Genomic DNA, 26376 nt, shown 5'->3' on the forward strand with positions numbered 1-26376 from the left:
AACTGGCGTCAGAGGTGTGAGCCGCCGGTTGCGTCGATGGTCTGGCCGGTGATCCAGCGGGCGTCGGGGGTGGCGAGGAAGGCGACGATGTCCGCGACGTCGGCGGGTTCGCCGACCCGGCCGAGGGCGGAGAGGGCGGCGGCCCGGGCCTGGGCCTCGGGGTTGCCGCGGAGCCAGGGGGCGTTGGTGTCGGTGTCGATGATGCCGGGGCGGACGGAGTTGGCGGTGATGCCGCGGGGGCCGAGCTGGGCGGCGAGGTTGAGGGTGAAGTTGTCGAGGGCGCCCTTGGTGGCGTTGTAGGCGATGATCTCGGGCATCGCGATGCGGGCGACGCCGCTGGAGATGTTGATGATGCGGCCGCCGTCGCGGAGCCGGGGCAGGGCCTGCTGGGTGATGAAGAACGGGGCGCGGACGTTGACCGCGAAGACCTCGTCGAACTCGTCCTCGGTGAGCTCGGCCAGGGCGGAGCTGCGGCCTATGCCGGCGTTGTTGACGAGGATGTCGAGCCTGCCGTCGGGGGCGTGCTCCCGGCCGGCGCGGTCGAAGGCCTCCCAGAGGCGGGCGGCGTCGCCGTGGCCGCCGAGCGGGGCGTGGACCAGGAAGGCCCGGCCGCCGTCGGCGCGGATCTTGTCGAGGACGGTGGTGGCGGCCTCGTGGTCGCGGGCGTAGCCGATGGCGACGGTGGCCCCGTCCTGGGCGAGGCGTTCGGCGATGCCGCGTCCGATGCCCCGGGAGGCGCCGGTGACCAGGGCGATCTTGCCGTCAAGTGCGCGTGCAGACACGGTGGTTGCCCCATCTCTCAATTCTTGAGTGACCGTTCAAGAAGGACCGTAGCACGGCCCGGAGCATTTTTTGAGTGACCGCTCTAAAATGGTGGGCATGACGAGCACAGGGACCAGACGCGGCCGCCCGCCGGCCTTCGACCGGGCGGCGGTGCTGGCGGCGGCGACCAGGCTGTTCTGGGAACGCGGCTACCAGGCGACGTCGGTGGGCGAGCTGACCGGGGCGATGGGGATCAAGCCGGGCAGCCTGTACGCGGCGTTCGGCGACAAGGAGTCGCTGTTCCGCGAGGTGGTGCAGGGCTACCAGCAGTCCCCGGCGGGGCAGTTCGTGGGGCTGGCGTTCGCCGAGGAGCCGACGGCCCGGGCCGCGTTCGCCCGGATCCTGCGCGACGCGGCGCGGATCTACGCCGACCCGGAGCACCCGGCCGGCTGCATGGTGATCAGCGCGGCCGCCAACGTGGCCGCCCAGGACGACGAGGTGGCGGCCTTCCTGCGCGAGCTGCGGGCGGCGAACCTGGCGGTCTTCGAGGAGCGGCTGTCCACCGCGAAGCGGCTCGGCGAGCTGCCGCCGACCGCGGACCCGGCCGCGCTGGCCCGCTACTTCGGCGCGGTCCTGCAGGGCATGTCGCAGCGGTCCAGGGACGGCGCCGACACCGCGGAGCTGACGGCGACGGCCGAACTGGCCATGCTGGCCTGGCCGGCCGGCCCGGTCGGCTGACCACGGGTCCGGCCTCCGGAAAGCGGCCCGGAGGACGTACGCTCGGCGGTATGCGGACTTCTGAGAGCACGTCAGGTGGGGGCCGGGTCGAGCGCGTCGAGGCGCTGACGGCGGAGCAGGCCGAGGCGGTCCGGGCCTGCTCGCGGAGGCGGCCCGGACGGACGGCCGGGAGGCGGTCTCCGAGGCGGGCCGGCTGCGCATCCGCCCCGACAGCCCCCGCCCGGGGGTGCGCCACCTGGTGCAGACGGCGGACGGCCGGGTGACGGGGTACGCCCAGGCCGAGGGCGAGCACCCGGGGACGGTCGAGCTGACGGTGGCGCCGGCCGACCGCGGCCGCGGGCTGGGCGGGGCACTGGTGCACGCGGTGCTGGACGGCGCCGAAGGCGAGCTGGACTTCTGGGCGCACGGCGGCCTGCCCGCCGCCCGGCACCTGGCCGAGGTCCACCGCGCGGAGCTGGTGCGGGAGTTGCGGCAGATGCGGCGCACCGCCGAGGCGCCGGACGCGGTGCCGGTGCCGGCTGGCGTCGAGCTGCGGACCTTCGAGCCGGGCCGGGACGAGCAGGCGTGGCTGGCGCTCAACGCGCTGGCCTTCGCGTACCACCCGGAGCAGGGTTCCTGGACGGAGCAGGACCTGGCGGAGCGGATGGCCGAGCCCTGGTTCGACCCGAAGGGCTTCTTCCTGGCGGAGCGGGACGGCCGGCTGGTCGGCTTCCACTGGACGAAGACCCAGCCGGACGGGCTGGGCGAGGTGTACGTGGTCGGCGTGGACCCGGCGGAGCAGGGCGGCGGCCTGGGCAAGGCGCTGACCGCGGCGGGCCTGCGGCACCTGATCCTGGAGCGCGGGCTGCCGACCGTCATGCTGTACGTGGACGCGGACAATGCGGCGGCCGTCCGGGTGTACGAGCGCCTGGGCTTCACCATCCACGAGGTCGACCTGATGTACCGCTGGTCGCCGTCGACCGGTCGCTGAGCCGGGGCCGGGCGGGGAGGGCGGACGGCGGGCGGACCGGGCCGTCCGGTAACGGCCACGGGGGTGACGGACTCAGCTTTCCTCCTGGCCATGCGGTGTTTACCGTGGATTCAATTGGCGCCGCGAAGATCACAGAATGTCGTCCGTATTGCCCCGTCCGCGTCACCGCTCCACCCGCCGCCCGGCCGGGCCGGTTCCGGCTGCGCCGGGCGGGTGGCCGTGGGTCGACGAGGACGAGCAGCGGGCGGAGGCGTGCCCTTCGTCCCGCCGGGACCGCGTCCTGCAGGAGGAGCTGGAACCGATGAGCATCCCCCGCGTCTCCGATTCGGCCGAGGCTGACGCCGAGGCCGAGTCCAGCACCGAGCAGAAGCCGGCCGTCCGGTCCGGTGGGAAGACCCGGACCCGGGCCGGCGGCAGGGCCGCGGCCAAGGATCCGGCGAGGGAGTCGAAGCCGCGCGCCAAGGCCCGGTCGGCCGAGCCGGAGCCGGCGGCCGAACCGCCCGTGGTGCGGGCGGCGACCGCGCTGCCCGCCACCGTGGCCTCGGCGTTCGGCACGGGCGGCCCGGACGGGCGCGGCGCGGAGGAGGCGGAGCTGCCGCAGGGCCGGTTCCTGGACCGCGAGCGCAGCTGGCTGGCGTTCAACGAGCGGGTGCTCGAACTCGCCGAGGACCCGAACATCCCGCTGCTGGAGCGCACCAAGTTCCTGGCGATCTTCGCCTCGAACCTGGACGAGTTCTTCATGGTGCGGGTGGCCGGCCTGAAGCGCCGGATCGCCACCGGCGTCGCCCAGCGGTCCGCGTCCGGGCTGCAGCCGCGCGAGGTGCTGGACCTGATCTGGCGCCGGTCGCGGGAGCTGATGGCCCGTCACGCGGCCACCTTCCAGCAGGAGGTGCTGCCGGACCTGGCCGCCGAGGGCATCGAGGTGGTGCGCTGGGCGGACCTGGCGGAGACCGAGCAGGCCCGGCTGCACACGCTGTTCCGGCAGCAGATCTTCCCCGTCCTGACGCCGCTGGCGGTCGACCCGGCGCACCCGTTCCCGTACATATCGGGACTGTCGCTGAACCTGGCCGTGGTGGTGCGCAACCCGGTGTCGGGCCACAAGCACTTCGCCCGGGTGAAGGTGCCGCAGCTGCTGACGCGCTTCCTGGAGGCCTCGCCGCAGCGGTACGTGCCGCTGGAGGACGTGATGGGCGCGCACCTCGAGGAGCTGTTCCCGGGGATGGAGGTGCTCGCCCACCACGCGTTCCGGGTCACCCGCAACGAGGACCTGGAGGTGGAGGAGGACGACACCGAGAACATCCTGAAGGCGCTGGAGAAGGAGCTGATGCGGCGCCGCTTCGGCCCGCCGGTGCGCCTGGAGGTCGAGGAGTCGATCGACCCCTACATCCTGGACCTGCTGGTCCGGGAGCTGAACATCACCGAGGCGGAGGTCTTCCCGCTGCCCGGCCCGCTCGACCTGACCGGCCTGTTCGGCATCGCCGACCTGGACCGGCCCGAGCTGCGCTACCCGAAGTTCGTGGCGGGCACCGCGCGCGGCCTGATCGACGTCGAGTCCGCCTCGCAGCCGGACATCTTCGCCGCCATGCGCGAACGCGACGTGCTGCTGCACCACCCGTACGACTCGTTCTCGACCTCCGTGCAGGCGTTCCTGGAGCAGGCCGCCGCCGACCCGCACGTGCTGGCGATCAAGCAGACGCTGTACCGCACCTCCGGCGACTCGCCGATCGTGGACGCGCTGACAGACGCCGCGGAGTCCGGCAAGCAGGTCCTGGTCCTGGTGGAGATCAAGGCGCGCTTCGACGAGCAGGCCAACATCAAGTGGGCCCGCAAGCTGGAGGAGGCCGGCTGCCACGTGGTCTACGGCCTGATCGGGCTGAAGACGCACTGCAAGCTGTCGCTGGTGGTCCGCCAGGAGGGCGACACGCTCCGCCGGTACTCGCACGTCGGCACCGGCAACTACCACCCGAAGACCGCCCGGCTGTACGAGGACCTGGGGCTGCTGACCTCGGACCCGCAGGTCGGCGCGGACCTGTCCGACCTGTTCAACCGGCTGTCCGGCTACTCGCGCCGCGAGTCCTACCGCCGGCTGCTGACCGCGCCGCGCGGGCTGCGGGACGGCCTGGTCGCCCGGATCAACGGCGAGATCGCCCACCACCGGGCCGGCCGCCCGGCCTTCGTCAAGCTCAAGGTCAACTCGATCGTCGACGAGGTCGTCATCGACGCGCTGTACCGGGCCTCCCAGGCCGGCGTGCCGGTGGACGTTTGGGTGCGCGGCATCTGCGCGATCCGGCCGGGCGTGCCGGGGCTGAGCGAGAACGTCCGGGTGCGGTCCATCCTGGGCCGGTTCCTGGAGCACTCCCGGGTGTTCGTGTTCGGCAACGGCGGCGACCCGGAGGTGTGGATCGGCAGCGCCGACATGATGCACCGCAACCTGGACCGCCGGATCGAGGCGCTGGTCCGGGTCACCGACCCGGCGCACCGGGCCGAACTCAACGGGCTGCTGGACCTCGGCATCTCCGACGAGACCGACTCCTGGCACCTCGGCCCGGACGGCACCTGGATCCGCCACGCCCAGGACGCCGAGGGCCGGCCGTTGCGGCACGTCCAGGACCTGCTGATCGACTCACGCCGCCGCAACCGCGGCTCCGCCGCCGCACGCTGAGCGGCACCCCGCCCGCGCCGGGAGCCCTCCCGGCGCGGGCGGCATGCAGCCCCGGGGCAGGCCCGGGGAGGAAATCGGGGAGAGCCACAGCCATGACCGATGCGCCGACGACGGTCCCGGTGGCGCGTGCCGCGACCGCCGGGGAGGTCCTTGCCGGCCACCTGACCGCCCAGGCGGGCGCGTTCCTGCGCGCCCTCCCGCAGGCGGTCGGCGAGGCGGGGTCCAGACCGGGCGCACTCCCGGCGTCGGCGCAGGCCGCGGACGACCTGCTGCGCGCGGTGCGCCGGATCGGCGGGGCGCTGCACACCTTCGCCGCCGTCTTCGACCCGGTGTGGGCGCAGGAGACCCGGAACGAACTGCGCTGGCTGATCGACCTGCTCGCCCAGGAACCCGGCTACCGGCGCCGCGCCGACCGGCTGCTCGGCGCCCTCGACTCGCTGGCCGACACCACCCCCGACGGGCCCGGCATGCTGGCCGGCCACGTCGGCGCGCCCAAGGCCCGGCACTGCTGGAACGCCAGCTGACGCTGGCCCGCACCCGGGCGCACACCGCGCTGCTGCAGGAACTCCGCTCGGCCCGGCTGCACGCCCTGGCCGACCGGATGACGCTGCTGGCCGGCGAGGTCCCGCTGGTGCCGGAGGCCGCCGCCGCGCCCGCCGTGTCGCTGCTGCCGCAGACCGCGGCGGCGCTCGGCGCGCTCGCCGCGGCGGCCGAGCGGCTGCCCTGGCAGCGCGCCGCGCAGGCGTACGGCGGGGCCGGGCTGCACCGGCTGGGCGCGGCCCCGGCCGAGCCGGGCACGGTGCCGCCGCCCCGCACCGGGCCATCGGCCGCCGACACGGCGGACGCGGCGCTGGCCGCCGACGACGCGCCGTGGCTGCGCGCCCGGATCCTGGTGAAGCGGGCCCGCTACGCGCTGGAGGTGTGCAGCGCGCCGGACGGCGAACTGCTGGAGCTGGACCGGGTGCTGGGCCGCCACCAGGAGGCGTCCGACTCGGCGGCGACGGTGGCCACCGCGGCCCGCACGCCCCGGATCACCCCGGCGACCGCGTACGTGCTGGGCGTGGTGCACGCCGATCAGCGGCTCGACGTGGAGGCGGCCCGGTACGATTTCGGGCGCCAGTGGCCGGTGGTGGCGCCCGGGCTGGTCGGCCCGGCGGCGGTGGCGTCGGACTGAACCCCCGTACCTCCGCCCGGATGGACCGCGTACCGCAGATGCCCGACCGCCCGTTCCCGCCCGACCGTGACCGCTCCCGGTCGGGCGGCGCCCGCACCGACCGCCGCCCGGCGGCCGGGCCCCGCTCGACGGTGCTCGCGGCCGGCGCCGTGCTGTGGGTGCCGGGGCCGCTGCGCAAGGACGGCAGCCGGAAGAAGCCCAGGATGGCGCTGGTGCACCGCCCCAAGTACGACGACTGGAGCCTGCCGAAGGGGAAGCTCGACCCCGGCGAGGGCTGGCGGGCGGCGGCGCTGCGCGAGGTGCGGGAGGAGACCGGGATGCGCTGCGTGCTGGGCGCGGAGCTGCCCACCCAGCACTACCTGGCGCAGGGCCGTCCGAAGGAGGTCCGGTACTGGGCGGCGGTGCCGATCGGCGGCGAGTTCCGGCCGAACCGGGAGGTGGACCGGCTGGAGTGGCTGCCGCCGCGGCGGGCCAAGGATCGGCTGACGCACCCCCGCGACCGGATGCTGATCGACGCGCTGCTGGAGCTGCTGCTCGGCTGAGCACCCGGCCGCGCGCCGGCGGGGGTGGTTCGCACCGCTCCGGTCGGGTGATCCGTCCGCGCCCGTCCCGTGACGCAACCGTTACTACCGGCCCAGGTTTCCTGACATCCGTCCGAGGTTCACTCCCCGTTCATTTGCGACGGGCTGACGCGTCACCTGTCCTGCCTAACTTCGGGTTTACCGGAGGGCCGCCAGGGCCCCGGACCACAGCAAATCCGGTCGTTCGGAGACCGGTATTGCCTCAGAAAGGGACACCCTGTGAACCTGCGGAACGGCCGCTCCAAGGCCCTCGCCATCGGTGCCGTCGCGCTCGTCTCCACGCTGTCGCTGTCTGCCTGCGGCACGGACGACAACACCCCGTCGGGCGGCTCGTCCTCCGGCGCGGCCCCGGCTGCCAAGATCGCCTGTGCCGACAAGGGCGGCCAGCTGCTGGCGGCCGGTTCGACCGCGCAGACCCCGGCGATCGAGGTCTGGAAGGCCGCCTACGGCAACGCCTGCACCGGCACCAGCCTGACCTACAGCGGTGGCGGCTCCGGCGCCGGTGTCACCCAGTTCAACCAGGGCAAGGTCGCCTTCGCGGGCTCCGACGGCGCCCTGAAGCAGTCCGAGATCGACACCTCGAAGACGGTCTGCACCGGCGGCCAGGGCATCGACCTGCCGATGGTCGGCGGCCTGATCTCGATCGTGTTCAACGTCGAGGGCGTCGACAAGCTGGTCGTGGACGGTCCGACCCTGGCGAAGATCTTCGACTCGCAGATCACCAAGTGGAACGCCCCGGAGATCGCCGCGCTGAACCCGGGCGTGAACCTCCCGGCCGCCGACATCCAGGCGATCCACCGCTCGGAGGACTCCGGCACCACCCAGAACCTGACCGCCTACCTCGGCAAGGCCGGCGGCGGCGCCTGGAAGTACCCGGCCGCCAAGTCCTGGTCCGGCCAGGGCGGCCAGTCCGCCAACGGCTCCGCCGGTGTCGCGGCCCTGGTCAAGCAGACCAAGAACTCGATCTCCTACGTCGAGCTCTCCTACGCCCAGAGCAACAAGCTGAACAGCGCCGCCATCGCCACCGGCGCCTCCAAGCCGGTCGAGGCCACCGCCGCCAACGGTGCCACCACGCTGGCCAACGCCAAGATCGTCGGCAAGGGCGCGGACCTGGCGCTGGACATCGACTACGCGACCAAGGCCGAGGGCGCCTACCCGCTCACCCTGGTCACCTACGAGATCGTCTGCGACAAGGGCAACAAGGCCGACACCCTGCCGGCCCTCAAGTCCTTCCTGACCTACACCGTGAGCGACGAGGGCCAGCAGGCCATCGGTGCGGTCGGCTACGTGCCGCTGCCGAAGGAGCTCGCGGGCAAGGTCAAGACCCAGATCGACGCCCTCGCCTGAGGCTGAGCGACGACCGGCCGGGCGGCCCCGAAGGAGGGGGGAGGGGCCGCCCGCCCGGGCCACGCGTCGACCGCACCACCCGCACCACCCACCACCAGAACGTCCGGGGCACCGCCGCCATGGTGCCGCCCTCCGCGGGGCAGCGCCGCCAGACCGGAGTAAACGATCATGACTTCTGCCTCCCCCGCCGACGCGCGGGGACGCACCCCACGACGCCGCGACAGCCGCCGCGGCGACAGCATTTTCTTCAACCTCTCCCGCGGAGCGGGCGTCCTGCTGCTGGTCGTCATGGCCGCCATCGCAGGCTTCCTGACCTACCGCTCCGCCCTCGCCCTGGGCAAGAACGAGGGCAACTTCCTCACCACCTTCGAGTGGACGCCGGACGCCGCGAAGCCGGTGTTCGGCATCGCCGTGCTCACTTTCGGCACCCTGGTCAGCGCGCTCATCGCGATGATCATCGCGGTCCCGATCGCGGTCGGCATCGCGCTGTTCATCTCGCACTACGCGCCGCGCCGGATCGCCCAGCCGTTCGCCTACCTGGTGGACCTGCTGGCCGCCGTCCCGTCGATCGTCTACGGCCTGTGGGGCGTGCTGTTCCTGGTCCCGCACATGGGCGGCCTGACCAGCTGGATGGACCAGTACCTCGGCTGGACGTACATCTTCAGCCAGTCCAGCTCCGGCGTCCCGCCGCGCAACCTGTTCACCGTCGGCATCCTGCTGGCGATCATGGTGCTGCCGATCATCACCGCGGTCACCCGCGAGGTGTTCCGGCAGGTCCCGCGGATGCACGAGGAGGCGGCGCTCGCCCTCGGCGCGACCCGCTGGGAGATGATCCGCACCGCGGTGCTGCCGTTCGGCCGCCCCGGCATCATCTCCGCGTCGATGCTCGGCCTGGGCCGCGCGCTCGGCGAGACCATCGCGGTCGCCACCGTGCTCTCCACCAACAGCAAGCTGACGCTGCACCTGCTCGACCCGGGCGGCGGCACCTTCGCCGAGAACATCGCCCTCAAGTTCAACGAGGCCCAGCCGCTCGGCCGGGACGCCCTGATGGCCTCCGGCCTCGTCCTGTTCGTGATCACCCTGCTGGTGAACGGTGCCGCCCGCGTCATCATCGCCCGCCGCAAGGAGTACTCGGGGGCCGCCGCGTGACCGCCATCGACACCGTCGCCGCAGCCCCGCAGCTCAGCCGGCGGCTGACCGCGGCCCGGCTGCCCCGCTGGGCCCCCGCCGCGATCACCGTCGGCTCGATCGCCGTCGGCTGCGCCGTCGGCGCCGTCGCCGGACTCGAGAGCCACCTCCAGTGGGGCCTGATCTCCGCCCTGGTCTTCCTGGTCGCCAGCTACACCGCCTCGGCCACCGTCGAGGGCCGCCGGCAGGCCAAGGACCGCTTCGCCACCTCGCTGGTGTGGGTCGCCTTCATCTGCGCCGTGGTGCCGCTGGTCTCGCTGACCTTCTACACCGTGCAGCAGGGCCTCGGAGCGATCAGCCCCGAGTTCCTCAGCCACTCGATGAAGGGCGTCGTCGGCACCCTGAGCCCGGACGGCGGCATCTACCACGCCATCATCGGCACCATCGAGCAGGTCCTGCTGGCCACCCTGATCGCCGCGCCGATCGGCCTGCTCACCGCCGTCTACCTGGTGGAGTACGGCCGCGGCCGGCTCGCCAAGGCGGTCACCTTCTTCGTCGACGTGATGACGGGCATCCCGTCGGTCGTCGCCGGTCTGTTCATCCTCTCGCTCTGGAACATCTTGCTCGGCTTCGAGTACTCCGGCTTCTCCGGCAGCCTCGCACTGGCGATCCTGATGATGCCGGTCGTGGTCCGCTCGACCGAGGAGATGCTCAAGCTCGTCCCGAACGAGCTGCGCGAGGCGTCGTACGCGCTCGGCGTGCCGCGCTGGAAGACCATCCTGCGGATCGTCCTCCCGACGGCCATCGGCGGAATCACCACCGGTGTGATGCTGGCGGTCGCCCGCATCACCGGCGAGACCGCCCCCGTGATGATGCTGGTGTTCGGCGCCGACTTCATCAACAGCGACCCGTTCAACGGACCGCAGCAGTCGCTGCCGCTCTACATCTGGCAGCAGTACTCGCAGGTCAACAACGAGTTCGGCTACTCGCGCGCCTGGGGCGCGGCACTGGTGCTGATCGCCTTCGTGATGGGGCTCAACCTCATCGCCCGGGGCATCGCGCGCTGGCGCTCGCCCAAGGGCGGACGCTGACACCGACTGACGTACGAACAGACGAGAGAAGACGAAAGATCATGGCCAAGCGCATCGACGTCAGCGGACTGTCCGCCTACTACGGCTCCACCCGCGCCATCGAGGACATCTCGATGACCATCGAGCCCCGCTCCGTGACCGCCTTCATCGGCCCCTCCGGCTGCGGCAAGTCCACCTTCCTGCGCACCCTCAACCGGATGCACGAGGTGATCCCCGGCGCCCGCGTCGAGGGCAAGGTGATGCTCGACGACGAGAACCTGTACGGCGCGAACGTCGACCCAGTCGCCGTCCGCCGCTCGGTCGGCATGGTGTTCCAGCGGCCCAACCCGTTCCCCACCATGTCGATCTACGACAACGTGGTGGCCGGCCTGAAGCTGGCCGGGGTGAAGAAGAAGTCCGTCCTGGACGGCGTGGTGGAGAAGTCCCTGCAGGGCGCCAACCTGTGGAACGAGGTCAAGGACCGCCTGAACAAGCCCGGCGCGGGCCTGTCCGGCGGCCAGCAGCAGCGACTGTGCATCGCCCGGGCGATCGCCGTCGAGCCCGAGGTGCTGCTGATGGACGAGCCCTGCTCGGCCCTCGACCCGATCTCCACCCTCGCCATCGAGGACCTGATCGGCGAACTGAAGTCGCAGTTCACCATCGTGATCGTGACCCACAACATGCAGCAGGCGGCGCGCGTCTCGGACCGGACCGCGTTCTTCAACCTGGCGGGCGTCGGCCAGCCCGGCAAGCTGATCGAGCTGGACGACACCCAGCGGATCTTCTCCAACCCCTCGGTGCAGGCCACCGAGGACTACATCTCCGGCCGCTTCGGCTGACCGGGCCCCGCGCCGGGAGGCCCCGCCTCCCGGCGCGGAGCGCACGAGCTGCTTCGCGGTGCTGCATGGCGGTGCCGCCGCGGAGCCGACGAAGGGCCCGCCCCCGTGCTGTGGGGGCGGGCCCTTCCGCCGTCGTGCCGTGAACGCGTGCGGGTCAGAGCACGATCAGATTGACGATGCCGAACATCGCCGCCGCCACGATCGCGGCCGCCGGCATGGTGATGAACCAGCCCATCACGATGTTCTTCGCCACCCCCCAGCGGACCGCGCGGACCCGCTTGGTGGCGCCCACGCCCATGATCGCCGAGGTGATCACGTGAGTGGTGGAGATCGGCGCCGCGTAGACGAACGAGGTGACGTACATGACCGCGGACGCCGTCGCCTCGGCGGCGAAGCCCTGCGGCGGGTCCAGCTCGATGATCTTGCGGCCGAGGGTGCGCATGATCCGCCAGCCGCCCGCGTAGGTGCCCAGCGAGAGCATCATCGCGCAGGAGATCTTCACCCAGATCGGGATGCCGGTGCCGGACTGGTGGCCGGAGATGGTCAGCGCCATCACCACGATGCCCATGGTCTTCTGGGCGTCCTGCAGGCCGTGCGCCAGCGCCATCGCGGCCGCCGAAGCGGTCTGCGCCACCCGGAAGTTGCGCTTGGCCTTGTGCGGGTTGGTCCGCCGGAAGATCCACAGGATCGCCAGCATCACCAGGAAACCGCCGACCAGGCCGACCACCGGCGAGACGATCATCGGGATGATGATCTTCTCGACCACGCCGTGCCAGACCACGTCGGTGCCGCCGGCCAGCGCCGCGCCCACCATGCCGCCGAACAGCGCGTGCGAGGAGGAGGACGGCAGGCCGAAGTACCAGGTCACCAGGTTCCAGGCGATCGCCCCGACCAGGGCCGCGAACAGGATCGCCATGCCCTTGCTGCCGGTCGGGGTCTCGATGATCCCCTCGGAGACGGTCTTCGCCACCCCGCTGCCGAGGAAGGCGCCCGCCAGGTTCATCACCGCGGCCATCGCCAGCGCCGCCCGCGGGGTCAGCGCCCGGGTGGAGACCGAGGTGGCGATCGCGTTGGCGGAGTCGTGGAACCCGTTCGTGTACGTGAAGAAGAAAGCGACGCCGATGACGACGATCAGTGCTGCCATGTCCACGGAGCTCAGGACTCCTTGACGGCGATGGTCTCCACCGTGTTGGCCACGTGCTCGAACGCGTCGGCGGCCTCTTCGAGGACGTCCACCACCTGCTTGAGCTTCAGCACCTCGATCGCCTCGTACTGGCCCGAGAACAGGTGGGCCAGCAGCTTGCGGTGGATCTGGTCCGCCTGGTTCTCCAGCCGGTTGACCTCGATCCAGTACTCGGTGAGGTTCGACATCGACCGCAGGTTCGGCATCGCCTCGGCGGTCAGCTCGGCGGCCCGGGCCAGCACCTCGATCTGCTGCTCGATGCCCTTGGGGAGGGTCTCGATGTCGTACAGCACGACCAGGTCGACGGCCTCCTCCATGAAGTCCATGATGTCGTCCAGCGAGGAGGCCAGCGTGTAGATGTCCTCCCGGTCGAACGGGGTGATGAACGAGGAGTTCAGCTGGTGGAAGATCGCATGGGTGGTGTCGTCCCCGGCGTGCTCGGCGGCGCGCATGCGCTCGACGATCTCCGCGCGGGCGGACACGTCCGAGCCCAGTAGTTCCAGCAGGAGCTTCGATCCGACGACCAGGTTCTCCGCCGCGGCGGCGAACATGTCGTAGAAGCTCGTCTCCTTCGGGGTCAGGCTAAAACGCACGGAAATCTCCGATGTGCGGGGTCGGTACTTGACGATGCTAGGCGCACGTCCCTCGTGCCCGGGCACGGGGTTGCCGACGCGCGCCCTAAGTGTGTCCCACGACACTCCGGTTTGCTCCCGCTCTGCACGGGGATCTCTGAGCTGACGCCCGGACGGCGGAACACCACACCGGTGCCGGATGTTGGAAACTGGGGGCACCTCCCGGCCGAAGGCCGGGGGAGGGCCGAGACCGAAACCAAGAGGGCGGACCTGATGACCACCATCGACACCCCCAGCACCGACGCCGCAGCGGCGTGCCACGGCTCGGCGCACGGCGACGGCCCGCACGGCTACAGCGGCGACAAGGAAGCGCACCTGAAGCGCCTGCGCCGGATCGAGGGTCAGATCCGCGGCCTGCAGCGGATGGTCGACGAGGACGTCTACTGCATCGACATCCTCACCCAGGTCTCCGCCTCCACCAAGGCCCTGCAGTCCTTCGCGCTGGCCCTGCTGGAGGAGCACCTGCGGCACTGCGTCGCCGCGGCCGCCGCCGCGGAGGACGGCGGCGAGGAGCTGAACGCCAAGGTCGCCGAGGCCAGCGCGGCCATCGCGCGGCTGCTGCGCACCTGACCGCCGGCCCTTCCTGACGTCCGATCAGCCGCCCGTCCCGGGCGGCTGATCGTCGTCCCCGCGCAGCAGCACCTCGTCGATCTGCTCTGCGGCCAGCCGCTCGGCGTGGCTGGCCGAGGCGGCGATCATCAGCTCGCCGGCCAGGTCGATCTCGTCCAGCGCGGTTCTGTCGTGGCCGCCGGTGCCGCTCTCCCCGGTTGCCATGTGGCCTCCACCCCTTCCGCGCCCCGTCCGTGCCCCGGCCCGCCTGCCCCGCCCCCGTACCAGCGTAGGCAGCGGGGGGCCCGGCCACATGGCACGGACGGGCCATCTCTGGTGTCCGAAACGGGTGGGACGGTCACTGCGGGGAGGGTGAGGCCTTCATCGAGTACAGGTCCGCGGCGGCCGGCTCGGCGACCTCCACCGGCTTGCCGAAGTCGGTCAGCGACAGGACGGAGACCACCTTCACCTGGTCCTTCGCGGCGGTGGAGCCGGCCACCCCGGCGAAGGCGAAGTTCTCCACCACCTTGTGCAGCCGGCCCCGCGCGTCCAGCCAGGCCTCGTACGGGACCTCCTTGACGGTGAAGGTCTGCGCGGCCGTCCGCAGGCCGTCCGCGCCTCGGCCGCCGGTCGCGTCGGCGGCCTTGGCGAGGTCCAGGACGCCCTTGTAGTGCTTCAGCTCCACGCCGTTCACCGTCTCGGAGCCGACCAGCTCGGCGGTCTGCGCGCCGCGCAGCGCGCCCGCGGCGGACGCCGGGTCGGTGGCCCCGGTGCTCACCAGGTTGCCGTCCGGGAGCTGGCGGACGTCCAGCTTGACCCACTTGCCCTCGGGGATCTTGGCGGCGCTGTTCTGCAGGTAGACCGTGCCGGGCAGGAGCACCTCGGTGATCTTCCCCGGGGTGGCGGTGCCCGCCGGGACGTCGATCTCCAGCCGGCCCAGCCGCTTCACGTAGTCGTAGCCGCCGGTGCCGTGGAACACCGTCTTCTTCTCCGCGGACTCGGTGGTCAGCTCGGTGGCGGCGTGCGCCGAACCGGTGCGGCCGGTGATGTCGGCGGCGGACCGCACCGCGGTCAGCGGGTCCGCCGACAGCTGGTCGGCCGAGCCGTCCTGGGACTGCCCGCCGGCACCGCAGGCGGACAGCACGGTGACGAGCACGGCCGCGGCGGCGGCCCGGTTGAGCATCTTCACGTTCGACAACCCCCTGGGCCCCGGACGACCCGGCAAGCAGCCGCCCCGGATGGACAGCGCGCCTGCCCGGCAAACGAGTTGGGGCGGGGAAGGTTACGCGCCCGACCCGTGGACGCGCGTACCGCCGCGCCACCCGGGCGGGTTACCGTGAGGGACGTGGCAGACCAGCGGCCGGAGACCACCGGCGTGGCAGCGCGGACCGACCATCGGACCGAGGTGGCGGAGCGCGGCTCCTTCTGCTTCGCCCAGTGCAGTTGCGGCTGGTTCGCCCCCGGGCGGCGCTCCCGCGACAAGGCCCGGCGGGACGCCGCCGAACACCAGGACGACCCGGACCGGGCCGACTGAGCCCCGGGCCCCCGGACCGGACGGACCGTCAGGCCGCCAGGTCGGACTCCCGGTCGCGGTCCGCGCGCCGGCCCGAGCGGGCCGCACGGCCGCCGGACGCGGCCGCCGAACGGCGCCGGCCGGACGCCGCCGCCGGGGCCTTCGCCATCACCAGCGGGCGCAGCGCCGTGCGGGACAGCGCGTGGCACAGCGGCACCAGCACGGCCATCGCGATCGGGGCGAGCAGCAGCACCACGGCGGTCGCCAGCGCGTAGCCGCCGATCACGTCGGTCGGGTAGTGCACGCCCACGTACATCCGGCAGAAGCCCTGCAGCAGGGCGAGCGCGCCGGCGGCCGCGCCGAGCTTCCGGTTGACCAGGAACAGCGCGACGGCGATGCCCATCGACATCGCGGAGTGGTCGCTGACGAAGGACAGGGTGTCCTCCTTGCCGGGGACCAGCACGTCGATCTCGGGGTGGTCGACGAACGGGCGCGGCCGGTCGACCATGGCCGAGATCGGCAGGTTGGCGAGTTCGGCGATCGCCACCGCGACCGGCGCCCACAGCACCCCCGCGACGGCGACCGGCGCGTCCGGGCGGCGGCGGGCGCTCAGCCAGGCGGTCAGGCCGATCGCGGCCAGGCCCAGCAGGATGCCGTACTCGGCGGTCCAGGCGACGAGCGAGTCCAGCCAGCCGGGCGCGTCGGAGGCCAGGCCGTTGACGGCCTTGAGCAGTCCGAGGTCAGGATCGCCCGAACCGGTTCCCGCATCGGCGAGCAGCGTCGGCACGCCGCACCTCCTGTCCGCTCTCCGCAGTGGTTCCCGGTCCGGTGCGGCCGGGTGCGGACGACCGGCAGCCTCCTGAGTCAACGCGATCAAGGCCGCCGCGGTTTCCACTGAAACACGCTGTTATGGAAACTTGACTCACCGTCCACCCCGCATGCACATGCCGAGCAGACGGTCCGTCAGCTCTTTGCCGGCTTTTGACTCGCCGTGATGGTGCCGTCGTTCTTGTTCCGGACCGGCAGCGCGGCGGCGCCGTCCGGGGTCACCCGGGTCGCCCCGATGTAGTCCCGCTGGTTGATGGTGTCGTAGCGGACCTTGGCGCCGGTGTGCGGAGCGTCGATCATGTAGCCGCCGCCGACGTACAGGCCGACGTGGTGGATGGTGCGCGGGTCCTCCAGGTCGTTGGCGAAGAACACCAGGTCGCCGGGCCGGAGTTGGTCCCGCGACGGGTGCGGCCCGCTGTACCACTGGTCGTTGGCCACCCGGGGCAGCTCGATCCCCACGCTGCGGAACGCCGCCTGGGTCAGGCCCGAGCAGTCGAACCGCCCGTCCTCCCAGGTCTGGCCGGTGCCGCCCCACATGTAGTCGATGCCGAGCTTGCTCTGCGCGAAGTAGATCGCCCCCGCCGCCTCCTTGGACAGCGCCAGCTGCACGCCCGGGTTCGGCGGCGCGGTGAAGGACTTGGCCAGCGACTGGATGTTCTTCACGTACCCGCGGGTCTCGCTGTACGGCGGCACCCCGCCGTGGCTGATCACCGCGTACGGGCCGGCGTTGTACGCGGCCAGCATGTTGGCCTGCCGGTCGCCGGGCACCTGGGCGACGTCCTTGGCCAGCGCGCAGTCGTAGGCGGCGGCGGAGGCGATCGCGTCGAAGGCGTTCCAGATGTCCCGCTTGCCGTCGCCGTCGCCGTCCGTCCCGTACGTCGCCCACGTCCCCTCCAGGAACTGGGCCATCCCGTACGCCTTCGCCGGGCTCTTCGCCGACGGGTCGAAACCGCTCTCCTGGTACAGCTGCGCGGCCAGCATCGGCGCCGAGATCTCCGGGCAGTACGAGCCCCACTTCTGGATCTGCTGCCGGTACTGCGCCGGCACCGTCCCGCTGGAGAGCGACAGTTCACCGGAGCGCTCCGGAGCCCCGCTGGCCGCGTACGTCCCCAGCGTCACCACCCCGACGAACCCGATGGCCACCACCACGCTCGCGGCACCTGCGAGCCGAGCCTTCCCGAGCGCCATCCCGCACCATCCCGACGGATCGTCAGCAGCCATGTCCTGTCGCGTTATTGCCCGGTGCAATCATCACAGATACCAAGCGCGGGCAGTATCCTCGAACCATCGGACATCCTGGCGGAAGCGTCCGGCCACCACGAGCAATCCGCGAGAAGCAGCCAAGTCGACGTCAGATCTGGCCAAGAATAGGACCTGCCCCTTCGCTCGACCGTGGTCCGGGGCCTTGAATTTTCCTGATCGGGCGGTGAGATGGGATGAACCTGAACGTGGACAGCAGTGCGATCCGGTACCTGGCGGAGGACCCGCCGAAGAAGGCCAACATCGACACCATCATCGGCGGCATCGCCCCCGACTGGGGCCCGTTCGCGTCGCTCGGCTCCTCGGCCCGCGTCATGGTCCAGGTCATCATGGCCGTCGCCATCCTGGTCTGCCTCGGCATCGCGATCTGGGGCGCCGCCAAGCAGCGGATCGGCGCCACCGCGATGCGCGACACCTTCAGCGCCGAACAGGGCAAGGGGCTGATCATCGCCGGCCTGACCGGCGTGTTCATCATCGGTTCGCTCGGCACCCTGTTCACCATTGTGTACGGCATGGCCATCTGACGACCTGACGATCGGACAACTTCCGCTCCGTCCGCGCCGATCCACGTCCGGCGCGGCCGCCACCGAGAACAACCGTCACGCCACCGCGCCCCGCGCGGTGGCGCCCCAACAGGAGGGCACCCGTGCCATCGTCCGACGACCAGCCGCACACCCGCACGCGGCTACCGGTCGCCGAACAGAGCGCCCCCGGGACGGGCCGTCAGGCCCGGCCCCTGCGCACCCTCCTGACCATCCTCGGCATCGTCGCCCTGCTCGTGGTCGCCGTCTCCATCGCCAACCGCGACAAGGCCGTCCCCGGCCGCAACCCCGGCAGCACCTCCGGCGACCGCGCCAACGGCGCCACCGCCCCCGCCGCCGACCGCACCGCCGCCACCGGCCAACAGCCCGTCACCAGCACCGTCAACGGCATCGCCACCGGCTACCCCCACACCGACCAGGGGGCGCAGTCGGCCGCCGCGAACTACGCCGTCGCACTCGGCTCCACCGACATGTTCCGCACCGACACCCGCCACGCCGTCCTCACCACCCTCGCCGACCCCACCAGCCTCCCCACCCTCCAGACCCGCCTGGACCAGGCGTTCTCCGCGGAGACGGTGGCCCGGTTCGGCCTGGACGCGCAGGGCCGCCCGCCGAAGGGGCAGACCTTCGTCAGCCGGATCGTCCCCGTGGGCACCCGCACCACCAACGGCGCCGACACCGCCACCAAGGTCGACGTCTGGTGCACCGGCCTCTACGGCCTGGCGGGCGAGGACTCCACCAACCCGGTCAGCCAGGACTGGTACACCCTGACCGTCACCATGCGCTGGACCGGCAGCGACTGGAAGCTCACCGACTACTCCCGCGCCGCGGGCCCCGCCCCCTGCCGGGCGACCAGCAGGCGGCCACCGCGAAAGAGATCGCCGATGCCGTCCAGCAGTTCGGAGGGTTCCGCTATGCCCGCTGACGCGTCCAGACTGCGCTTCCTGGGCCGGGCCGGCGTGCTCGGCGCGGCCCTGAGCAGCCTTCAACTCACCGCACTGGCGGTCGCGCAGCGGGTCGCCGCGGACCCGTCGCCGGCACCGTCCTCAAGTGCGTCCAAGTGCGCCGGCCAGGACGCCACCGTCCTCGGCGCCGACAAGCTCTGCGCGCCCGACGGCGCCACCGTGATCCCCGGGGGGGATTCGGTTTCTTCGGTGACGGATCCGTTGGGGTCGTTGGCGAAGGGGTGCGCGCAGGCGGCGGCGTGGGTGGTGCGGCAGCTCTCGGGGGCGATCGACGGGACGACGAAGGTCGACTTCACGAACGCGGCGTTCCTGCAGCAGTACGCGGTGGTGTTCGCGGTGTCGACGGTGGTCACGCTGGTGCTGTGGCTGCTGGCGGTGACGAAGCGGGCGGTCCGCGGTGCGGCGCTGGGGCAGGCGTTCGGCGAGGCGGTCGGGTTCCTGTGGTTGACGGTGATCGCCTCGGCGTTCACGCCGCTGATCCTGTACACGGTGGTGACGGTCACCGACGGGTTGACGGACGCGATCGCGGTGGGGACGAAGTCGGACACCGGGACGTACCTGGGCGGGTTCGCGGACACCCTGGAGAAGGGCAGCATGGGCGGCGGCCCGCTGATCCTGATCATCGTGTCGCTGGTGGCGGTGCTGGCCGCGGCGGTGCTGTGGATCGAGCTGGTGATCCGGGCGGCGATGCTCTACGTGGGCGCGCTGCTGGGGACGGCGGTGTACGCGGGCCTGGTGGACAAGCAGCTGTGGAAGCACGTGCGCCGGTGGGCCGCGATGATGCTGGCGATCGATCTGGCGAAGCCGATCATCGTGATCATCCTGGGCCTGGCGGGCGCGGTGGCGACCGGCGCGGGTGCGGACGACGACTTCGCGCGGGTGCTGAGCGGGCTGGCGATCCTGTTCCTGTCGATCTTCGCGAGCGCCGCGGTGTACCGGTTCGTGCCGGGCTTCGGCGACGAGCTGCTGGCGATGAAGTCGGCGCGGGCGAGTGCGGTGCAGGCCGGCAGCGCGATGATCAACGGCCCGGCGAACTTCGTGAAGCAGGGCATCTCGACGCACGGTTCGCGTGGCGGCCCGCAGGCCGGGAACGCCTCGTCCCCGGGTGCGGGCGGCGGCGGGGTGGCCCCGGGCATCGCCGCGCACGCGTCCCGGCCCGCGAACCCCGGCCGGCAGGCCGGTCCGCCCGCGCAGTCCCAGGCCCCGGCCAACAACCCGAAGGGAGGGTGACGGGTAGATGAGCAGCGAACAGTTCGGCCAGTACGGCACCCAGTACGCCCAGCCGTATGCCCATCAGCGCCGCAGCTACCTGATCGGAAAGGCGCGGCCCAACGCGCCGATCGGGCGGAACCGGGAGACCGGCGAGATCGTGCTGATCATCGCCGGTGCGGGCATCGGCATGCTGTGGGGCCTGGGGGTGCCGATCCTGCCGCTGCGGCTGGCCGGCCTGGTGGGCTTCCCGCTGCTGGCGATCATGGCGGTGTACGTGCCGTACCGGCGGCGGACGTTCTACAAGTGGGTGGAGATCAACCGGACGTACCGGCGCACCGTGCGCAGCGGCCGGGCGGTGTGGAAGCCGGACGTGCACGAGGCCGGGACGCGGCTGGACGGGCGCGAGGTGGAGGTCGGCCCGCCGCCGGGGGTCGGGCGGCTGCGCTGGCTGGCCGCGCCGTTCGGGCCGGACGAGGTCGCGGTGCTGATGCACCTGGAGCGGCGCACGGTGACCGCGGCGATCGAGATCGAGGGCCCGGGCGTGGGCCTGCGCGACTCGGAGGACCAGGAGGCGCTGGTCGACCGGTTCGGCACGCTGCTGAAGCACGTGGCCAACGGCGACGGCTTCGTGACGCGCCTGCAGATCCTGGCCCGGACGCTGCCGGCCGACCCGGACGCGCACGCCAAGGACGTGGAGCGGCGGGGCGACCACTCGGCGCCGCGCTGGCTGCAGGAGAGCTACGACCAGCTGCAGTCGATGGTGTCGACCTCCTCGGAGCAGCACCGGGCGTACCTGGTGGCGTGCATGCAGTACACCCGGGACCTGGCGTCCGAGGCGCACGCGATGGGGCGGACCGCGTACGGGCGGGAGGGCGGCAAGGGGGACCGCGGGGACGACGGCCTGGCGACCGTGATGGCGCGTGAACTGACGGACATCTGCGCCCGGTTGGCGGAGGCGGACATCCGGGTGCGGCAGCCGCTGGGGCAGGCCCGGCTGGCGTCGCTGATCCACTCGATGTACGACCCGGACCACCCGATCGACCACATCCAGGCGATGAGCCGGCGCAACGCCTGGCCGGCCGAGCTGGACGCCACGCACCCGCAGTACCTGACCGCGAAGACCCGCGAGTCGGCGACCCGGGAGCCGTGGTGCCACGCCACCGCGTGGATCAAGGAGTGGCCGCTGACCCCGGTCGGGGTGAACTTCCTGGCGCCGCTGCTGGTGCACACCCCGGACGTGATCCGGACGGTCGCGGTCACCATGGACCTGGAACCGACCGACGTGGCGATCGAGCGGATGCTCACCGAGAAGACCAACGACGAGGCGGAGGCCAGCCGGGCGGCGAAGATGAACCGCACGGTCGACCCGCGCGACCTCGCGCACACCGGCCGGGTGGACCAGCGCGGCGACGACCTGGCGTCCGGCGCGGCCGGGGTGAACCTGGTGGGCTACCTGACGGTGTCCTCGCGCAGCCCGGAGGCGCTGGCCCGGGACAAGCGGACCATCCGGGCTTCGGCCGGCAAGAGCTACCTGAAGCTGGAGTGGTGCGACCGCGAGCACCACCGGGCGTTCGCCAACACCCTGCCGTTCGCCACCGGCATCCGCCGCTGACCACCGGAGCACCCAGATGATCGGAAAGCTCACCGACTCCTTCGCCAGCGCACTGTTCGGCCGGGTGGAGACCACCCGGCTGCCGGTGCGCACCTCCAGCGGTCAGGCGCAGGCGGTGTACCTGCCGACGGCGGCGCCCGGCCTGGGCGACTCCGGGGTGATCATCGGGCGCGAGGTGTACAGCGGCAAGGGCTACGTCTACGACCCGTTCCAGCTGTACGGCCAGCAGCTGCCGGCCCCGCACTGGCTGGTGCTGGGGGAGTCCGGCAACGGCAAGTCGGCGCTGGAGAAGACGTACGTGCTGCGGCAGTTGAGGTTCCGCGACCGCCAGGTGGTGGTGCTGGACGCGCAGGGCGAGGACGGCGTCGGCGAGTGGAACCTGATCGCCAACGCGCTGGGGATAAAGTCGATCCGGCTGGACCCGCTGGCGGCCCGGGACGGCGGGGTGAAGCTCAACCCGCTGGACCCGGCGATCACCACCACCGGCCAGCTGTCGCTGCTGCGCACCATCATCGAGGTGGCGATGGGCCGCCAGCTGGAGGAGCGGGCCGGCTTCGCGCTGAAGGCCGCGCACGCCTACGTGCACGCCACGGTGAAGGACCGTCAGCCGGTGCTGAACGACATCATCGACACGCTGCGCAGCCCCGACCTGTCGGCGGTGGAGTCGCTGGGCGTGGAGACCGGCGAGGTGCAGTCCTGGGGCCTGGACGTGGCGCTGGTGCTGGACCGGCTGGTCGACGGCGACCTGCGGGGCATGTTCGACGGCCCGACTTCGGCGGGCATCGACCTGGACGCCCCGCTGATCGTCTTCGACCTGTCGCACATCGACCGGAACTCGATCGCGATGCCGATCCTGATGGCGATCGTCGGGGTGTGGCTGGAGCACACCTGGCTGCGGCCGGACCGGGTGAAGCGGATCTTCCTGGTCGAGGAGGCCTGGCACATCATCAACAGCCCGTTCGTGGCGCAGCTGTTCCAGCGGCTGCTGAAGTTCGGACGCCGGCTGGGCCTGTCCTTCGTCGCGGTCGTGCACCACCTGTCGGACGTGGTGGACGGGGCGGCGGCGAAGGAGGCCTCGGCGATCCTGAAGATGGCCTCGACCCGCACCATCTACATGCAGAAGGCCGAGGAGGCGAGAGCCACCGGCCGGGTGCTGGGCCTGCCGCGCTGGGCGGTGGAGATCATCCCGACGCTGTCGCCCGGCATCGCGGTGTGGGACGTCAACGGCAACGTGCAGGTGGTCAAGCACATCATCACCGAGGCCGAGCGCCCGCTGGTGTACACCGACCGCGCGATGACCGAGGACGCGGTGGCCGAGCGGGAGCGCGCCGAGCAGCAGCTGGCGTCCCAGCCGAGGATCTGACCGGCGGCGGGGTGCTGACCGTCGGTCAGCGGAGAAGTCGTCAGCGTTCGGATACCAGCTCGTTACTTCAGGGTTCCTGACAGCTACGCGCGTTGACCCTAGGCTGCTCCCCGATACAACGCCAGGCCGCCGTCCGTCGCGGCCCCGACGGTGCAGGGGACCCTCATGCCCATTTCCGGTTCCACCGGCCGCCGCAGGACCGCGCTCGCGGTCGCCGCGGCCGCCGCCCTCTTCGGCTCGATGGCCCTCCCGGCCACGGCCGAGGCCCACGGGCACGGCCAGGACAAGCCCAAGTACGAGGACCTGCAGCTCCTCGCCATCAACGACCTGCACGGCAACCTGGAGCCGCCGGCGGGCTCGTCCGGCGCCGTCAACGAGATCGACCCGGCCACCGGCAAGGTCGTCGCCACCCCCGCGGGCGGCGTCGAGTACCTGGCCACCTCGCTGCGCGACGCCCGCAAGGGCCACCCGAACAGCGTCACCGTCGCGGCCGGCGACATCATCGGCGCCAGCCCGCTGATCTCCGGCCTGTTCCACGACGAGCCGACCATCGAGGCGATGAACAAGATCGGCCTCGACGTCACCTCGGTGGGCAACCACGAGTTCGACGAGGGCTCGGCCGAGCTGCTGCGCATGCAGAAGGGCGGCTGCCACCCGACCGACGGCTGCTACGAGGAGGGCCGCACCTTCGAGGGCGCCGAGTTCCCGTACCTGGCGGCCAACGTCACCAACGAGAAGACCGGCAAGCCGCTGCTCAAGCCCTACTGGGTGAAGAACGTCCGCGGCGTGAAGGTCGGCTTCATCGGCGTGACCCTGGAGGGCACCCCGAACATCGTCACCGCCGCCGGCGTGCAGGGCCTCAAGTTCGGCAACGAGGTCGAGACGATCAACAAGTACACCGCCGAGCTGAAGCGACAGGGCGTCAACTCGGTGGTCGCGCTGATCCACGAGGGCGGCCTGCCGGCCAGCAACGTCTACAACTACGACTGCGGCGCGGGCGGCTCCGGCATCTCCGGCCCGATCGTGGACATCGCCAAGCGCCTCGACCCGGCGGTCGGCGCGATCGTCACCGGCCACACCCACAACTCGTACGCCTGCATGATCCCGGACCCGAACGGCGTGCCCCGCTCGGTCACCAGCGCCGCCTCGTTCGGCCGCCTGTACACCGAGATCGACCTCAAGCTGGACAAGCGCACCGGCAGCATCGTCCGCCCGTCGGTCACCGCCGCGAACCACATCGTGCGCCGCGACGTCGCCAAGGCGCCGGACATGACCACCCTGATCGACCGGTACCGGCAGCTGTCCGCCCCGATCGCCAACCGGGCCGTCGGCTACATCACCGCCGACATCAACGGCCGCGGCTCCACCGACCTGGAGAAGCCGCTCGGCGACCTGATCGCCGACGCGCAGCTGGCCGGCCTCGCGCCCGCCGACAAGGGCGGCGCGCAGGTGGCGTTCATGAACCCCGGCGGCATCCGCTCGGACCTGGTCTACAAGGCGTCCGGCAGTGAGGGCGACGGCGTGGTGACCTACGGCGAGGCGTTCACCGTCCAGCCGTTCACCAACATGATGCAGGTCAAGACCCTGACCGGTGCCCAGCTGATCCAGGTCCTGCAGCAGCAGGTCTCCGGTTCCAACGAGGCCGCCCCGAAGATCCTGCAGATCTCCGGCAACCTCGCCTACACGCTGGACCTGAACAAGGCCGGCGCGGCCCGCGTGCTGGTCGACTCGGTCCGCCTGAACGGCGCCCCCGTCGACCCGGCCGCCTCCTACCGGGTCGCCGCCAACGAGTTCCTGGCCGGCGGCGGCGACGGCTTCCCGGCCTTCGCGGCCGGCACCGACAAGCTCGTCGGCGCCTCCGACCTGGACCTGTTCAACGCGTACCTGAGCGGCCACAGCACCGCCACCGCCCCGATCGCCCCGCCGGTCCAGAACCGGATCAAGGTCATCGGCGTCGGCCAGGACGCCAGCTGACGCAGTACCCGTCAGGAAGGGCGGGGCGCCCCGGTGCCCCGCCCTTCCGGCTGCCTCAGCGCGGATCGTCCGGCTGCCCCGGCAGCACCATCACCGCCTGCGTCCCCGGCCCGCCGTCCGACGCCGGGCCGAGCGCGATCTGCCCGCCGCTGTCGTGCACGGTCTGCGCCACGATCGACAGCCCCAGGCCGGAGCCCGGCAGCTGACGGGACGACGGGGAGCGCCAGAACCGGTCGAAGACGTACGGCAGTTCCTCCGCCGGAATGCCCGGCCCGTGGTCGCGGACCGTCAACCGCCCGGCCCGCAGCCGCACTTCGACCGTGCCGGACGGCGGCGAGTACTTCACCGCGTTGTCCAGCAGGTTGATCACCGCCCGTTCCAGCGCGGCCGGATCGCCGTGCACGTACCAGGGGTTCACCTCGGTCACGAAGGTCATCCCCGGGCCGCGCAGCCGCCCGCGTTCGAGCGCCCGCTCCACCGTCTCGTGGAAGGGCACCACGGTGCGCACCGCCTCCGGGTTCGGGGTGTCCGGACGGGAGAGCTGCAGCAGGTCGCCGATCAGCACGGTCAGCTCCTGCATCTGCGCCTTCATGTTGCCCAGCATCCGGGCCCGGGTCTCCGGCGGGAGCGCCCGCCCCTGCGCGTCGGAGCGGATCAGCAGGTCGACGTTGGTGCGCAGGGAGGTCAGCGGGGTGCGGAGCTCGTGCCCGGCGTCGGCTATCAGCCGGGTCTGCCGCTCCCGGGAGTTGGCGAGCGCGGTCGACATCGAGTTGAACGAGGTGGAGAGCCGGGCGATCTCGTCGCTGCCGTTCACTGGGATCGTGGTGCCCACCTCCTCCGTGCGCGCGATGTGCTCGACGGCGTCGGTCAGCTGGTCCACCGGCTTGAGCGCGGACCGGGCCACCACCCGCCCGGCGACCCGGCCCCGATGACGCCGAGGCCGGCGACGCCGGTGATCAGCAGGGCGAGGGAGTTGAGCGAGTCCTGGACCTCCCGGGTGGAGACGGCGGTGAGCAGCACGACGTGCTCGCCGTTGATGGTGGCGGGCGTGGACCAGATCCGCACCATCGCGGGGGTGCCGTCGGCGTACTCGCCCGAGCGGTAGACCGGCCGGTTGTTGGTGGAGGCGGTGAGGTCGTCCTGGGTGTACTGGATGGCCCGGGTCGACTGGAGCGGGAAGCACACCATTCCGCTCGCTGAGATGAACTGGTTGTCGTACTTGTTCTGGTGGAACGGCTGCCGGCCGTCGGTCTGCGCGACGACCGCGGCCAGCGCGGAGGCCGCCGAGGTGTCGCAGGCGACCCGGAACTGGTTCGGCGCGCCGGGCGGGTCCGCGTTCTTCAGCGACTCCCGGACCTGCCCGTACAGCGTGTTCCGGACCAGCAGCCAGCAGGAGACCGCCACCACCGCGATGGCCACCGCCACCGCCGCAGCGGTGAGCATGGCCAGCCGGCTCCGCAGCGACCTGCCGC

Annotated in this window: 25 protein-coding genes and 1 pseudogene; 17 read left to right on the plus strand and 9 right to left on the minus strand. The window is 71.9% G+C overall.

The annotated features are described in order from the left end of the window. Window positions 1-8: 8 nt before the first annotated feature. On the minus strand, window positions 9-782 hold the full coding sequence (locus KCH_RS20170) for a glucose 1-dehydrogenase (protein WP_035864847.1): 774 nt from the start codon (window positions 780-782) through the stop codon (window positions 9-11). Window positions 783-870: 88 nt separating this feature from the next. Here KCH_RS20170 and KCH_RS20175 point away from each other — a divergent pair, with 88 nt between their 5' ends. The 10 genes and pseudogenes from KCH_RS20175 (at window position 871) to pstB (ending at window position 11271) form a co-directional block, all read left to right on the plus strand. Further along, window positions 871-1500, plus strand: coding sequence for a TetR/AcrR family transcriptional regulator (locus tag KCH_RS20175; RefSeq protein ID WP_035864848.1), 630 nt, complete (start codon window positions 871-873; stop codon window positions 1498-1500). A 50-nt stretch (window positions 1501-1550) separates the two neighbouring features. Then, window positions 1551-2470 (plus strand): annotated as a pseudogene (mshD, locus tag KCH_RS20180) (mycothiol synthase). A 301-nt stretch (window positions 2471-2771) separates the two neighbouring features. After that, window positions 2772-5132 (plus strand): RNA degradosome polyphosphate kinase, encoded by a 2361-nt coding sequence (locus tag KCH_RS20185; RefSeq protein ID WP_035864853.1) that lies wholly within the window; start codon window positions 2772-2774, stop codon window positions 5130-5132. A gap of 92 nt (window positions 5133-5224) precedes the next feature. Beyond that, window positions 5225-5656: a CHAD domain-containing protein gene (locus tag KCH_RS44705; RefSeq protein ID WP_051653264.1), complete on the plus strand. Its 432-nt coding sequence runs from the start codon at window positions 5225-5227 to the stop codon at window positions 5654-5656. A gap of 77 nt (window positions 5657-5733) precedes the next feature. Further along, window positions 5734-6306 carry a hypothetical protein gene (locus KCH_RS44710; protein WP_051653265.1) on the plus strand — a complete coding sequence of 191 codons (573 nt, stop codon included), beginning with the start codon at window positions 5734-5736 and terminating at the stop codon, window positions 6304-6306. A gap of 20 nt (window positions 6307-6326) precedes the next feature. Further along, window positions 6327-6848 carry an NUDIX hydrolase gene (locus tag KCH_RS20195; protein WP_244305378.1) on the plus strand — a complete coding sequence of 174 codons (522 nt, stop codon included), beginning with the start codon at window positions 6327-6329 and terminating at the stop codon, window positions 6846-6848. Between the two features lie 258 nt (window positions 6849-7106). Further along, window positions 7107-8234 carry a phosphate ABC transporter substrate-binding protein PstS gene (pstS, locus tag KCH_RS20200; protein WP_035864857.1) on the plus strand — a complete coding sequence of 376 codons (1128 nt, stop codon included), beginning with the start codon at window positions 7107-7109 and terminating at the stop codon, window positions 8232-8234. Window positions 8235-8402: 168 nt separating this feature from the next. Beyond that, window positions 8403-9383: a phosphate ABC transporter permease subunit PstC gene (pstC, locus tag KCH_RS20205; RefSeq protein WP_035864859.1), complete on the plus strand. Its 981-nt coding sequence runs from the start codon at window positions 8403-8405 to the stop codon at window positions 9381-9383. Next, complete coding sequence (gene pstA / locus KCH_RS20210) at window positions 9380-10453, plus strand: phosphate ABC transporter permease PstA (RefSeq protein WP_035864861.1); 1074 nt, start codon at window positions 9380-9382, stop codon at window positions 10451-10453. The genes pstC and pstA overlap by 4 nt, the downstream gene beginning before the upstream one ends. A 41-nt stretch (window positions 10454-10494) precedes the next feature. Next, window positions 10495-11271, plus strand: coding sequence for a phosphate ABC transporter ATP-binding protein PstB (pstB, locus tag KCH_RS20215; protein ID WP_035864863.1), 777 nt, complete (start codon window positions 10495-10497; stop codon window positions 11269-11271). Between the two features lie 154 nt (window positions 11272-11425). Here the strand turns inward: pstB and KCH_RS20220 are convergent, their stop codons facing one another. Together KCH_RS20220 and KCH_RS20225 are read right to left on the minus strand one after the other, a co-directional pair. Further along, window positions 11426-12421 (minus strand): inorganic phosphate transporter, encoded by a 996-nt coding sequence (locus KCH_RS20220; RefSeq protein WP_035864864.1) that lies wholly within the window; start codon window positions 12419-12421, stop codon window positions 11426-11428. A gap of 5 nt (window positions 12422-12426) precedes the next feature. After that, window positions 12427-13047 carry a DUF47 domain-containing protein gene (locus KCH_RS20225; RefSeq protein ID WP_035864866.1) on the minus strand — a complete coding sequence of 207 codons (621 nt, stop codon included), beginning with the start codon at window positions 13045-13047 and terminating at the stop codon, window positions 12427-12429. Window positions 13048-13299: 252 nt separating this feature from the next. On the opposite strand from KCH_RS20225, the gene KCH_RS20230 reads away from it, so the two are divergent. Continuing rightward, entirely contained in the window at window positions 13300-13656 is a 357-nt protein-coding gene (locus KCH_RS20230) for a metal-sensitive transcriptional regulator (protein WP_035864869.1), read from the plus strand. Window positions 13657-13680: 24 nt separating this feature from the next. Here the strand turns inward: KCH_RS20230 and KCH_RS20235 are convergent, their stop codons facing one another. After that, window positions 13681-13860 carry a hypothetical protein gene (locus KCH_RS20235; RefSeq protein ID WP_035864871.1) on the minus strand — a complete coding sequence of 60 codons (180 nt, stop codon included), beginning with the start codon at window positions 13858-13860 and terminating at the stop codon, window positions 13681-13683. 133 nt (window positions 13861-13993) lie between these two features. Next, window positions 13994-14818, minus strand: a complete 825-nt coding sequence (locus KCH_RS20240; RefSeq protein WP_035864875.1) for an SCO4651 family lipoprotein — start codon at window positions 14816-14818, stop codon at window positions 13994-13996. Window positions 14819-14980: 162 nt separating this feature from the next. On the opposite strand from KCH_RS20240, the gene KCH_RS20245 reads away from it, so the two are divergent. Continuing rightward, the gene (locus KCH_RS20245; RefSeq protein WP_244305744.1) at window positions 14981-15169 is read left to right on the plus strand and encodes a hypothetical protein; all 189 of its coding nucleotides are present in this window, start codon (window positions 14981-14983) and stop codon (window positions 15167-15169) included. 28 nt (window positions 15170-15197) lie between these two features. On the opposite strand, the gene KCH_RS20250 is transcribed toward KCH_RS20245, so the two are convergent. Together KCH_RS20250 and KCH_RS20255 are read right to left on the minus strand one after the other, a co-directional pair. Then, window positions 15198-15935, minus strand: a complete 738-nt coding sequence (locus KCH_RS20250) for a phosphatase PAP2 family protein (protein ID WP_051653266.1) — start codon at window positions 15933-15935, stop codon at window positions 15198-15200. A 176-nt stretch (window positions 15936-16111) separates the two neighbouring features. Further along, window positions 16112-17164, minus strand: a complete 1053-nt coding sequence (locus KCH_RS20255; RefSeq protein ID WP_051653267.1) for a C40 family peptidase — start codon at window positions 17162-17164, stop codon at window positions 16112-16114. Window positions 17165-17412: 248 nt separating this feature from the next. Here KCH_RS20255 and KCH_RS20260 point away from each other — a divergent pair, with 248 nt between their 5' ends. The 5 genes from KCH_RS20260 (at window position 17413) to KCH_RS20280 (ending at window position 24904) form a co-directional block, all read left to right on the plus strand. Continuing rightward, the gene (locus KCH_RS20260; RefSeq protein ID WP_051653268.1) at window positions 17413-17760 is read left to right on the plus strand and encodes a hypothetical protein; all 348 of its coding nucleotides are present in this window, start codon (window positions 17413-17415) and stop codon (window positions 17758-17760) included. Window positions 17761-17882: 122 nt separating this feature from the next. Continuing rightward, the gene (locus KCH_RS47250; protein WP_425268790.1) at window positions 17883-19973 is read left to right on the plus strand and encodes a hypothetical protein; all 2091 of its coding nucleotides are present in this window, start codon (window positions 17883-17885) and stop codon (window positions 19971-19973) included. A 7-nt stretch (window positions 19974-19980) separates the two neighbouring features. Continuing rightward, window positions 19981-21567 carry an SCO6880 family protein gene (locus KCH_RS20270; RefSeq protein WP_035864879.1) on the plus strand — a complete coding sequence of 529 codons (1587 nt, stop codon included), beginning with the start codon at window positions 19981-19983 and terminating at the stop codon, window positions 21565-21567. Window positions 21568-21583: 16 nt separating this feature from the next. Then, on the plus strand, window positions 21584-22930 hold the full coding sequence (locus tag KCH_RS20275) for an ATP-binding protein (RefSeq protein ID WP_035864882.1): 1347 nt from the start codon (window positions 21584-21586) through the stop codon (window positions 22928-22930). A gap of 165 nt (window positions 22931-23095) precedes the next feature. Beyond that, window positions 23096-24904 carry a bifunctional metallophosphatase/5'-nucleotidase gene (locus tag KCH_RS20280; RefSeq protein ID WP_035864883.1) on the plus strand — a complete coding sequence of 603 codons (1809 nt, stop codon included), beginning with the start codon at window positions 23096-23098 and terminating at the stop codon, window positions 24902-24904. 55 nt (window positions 24905-24959) lie between these two features. Here the strand turns inward: KCH_RS20280 and KCH_RS46660 are convergent, their stop codons facing one another. Together KCH_RS46660 and KCH_RS46665 are read right to left on the minus strand one after the other, a co-directional pair. Next, complete coding sequence (locus tag KCH_RS46660; protein WP_341865393.1) at window positions 24960-25784, minus strand: HAMP domain-containing sensor histidine kinase; 825 nt, start codon at window positions 25782-25784, stop codon at window positions 24960-24962. Then, window positions 25772-26347: a hypothetical protein gene (locus KCH_RS46665; protein ID WP_341865394.1), complete on the minus strand. Its 576-nt coding sequence runs from the start codon at window positions 26345-26347 to the stop codon at window positions 25772-25774. The genes KCH_RS46660 and KCH_RS46665 overlap by 13 nt, the downstream gene beginning before the upstream one ends. Window positions 26348-26376 lie beyond the last annotated feature (29 nt).

Origin of the sequence: Kitasatospora cheerisanensis KCTC 2395 (assembly GCF_000696185.1) — a bacterium.
Classification (GTDB): Bacteria; Actinomycetota; Actinomycetes; order Streptomycetales; family Streptomycetaceae; genus Kitasatospora; species Kitasatospora cheerisanensis.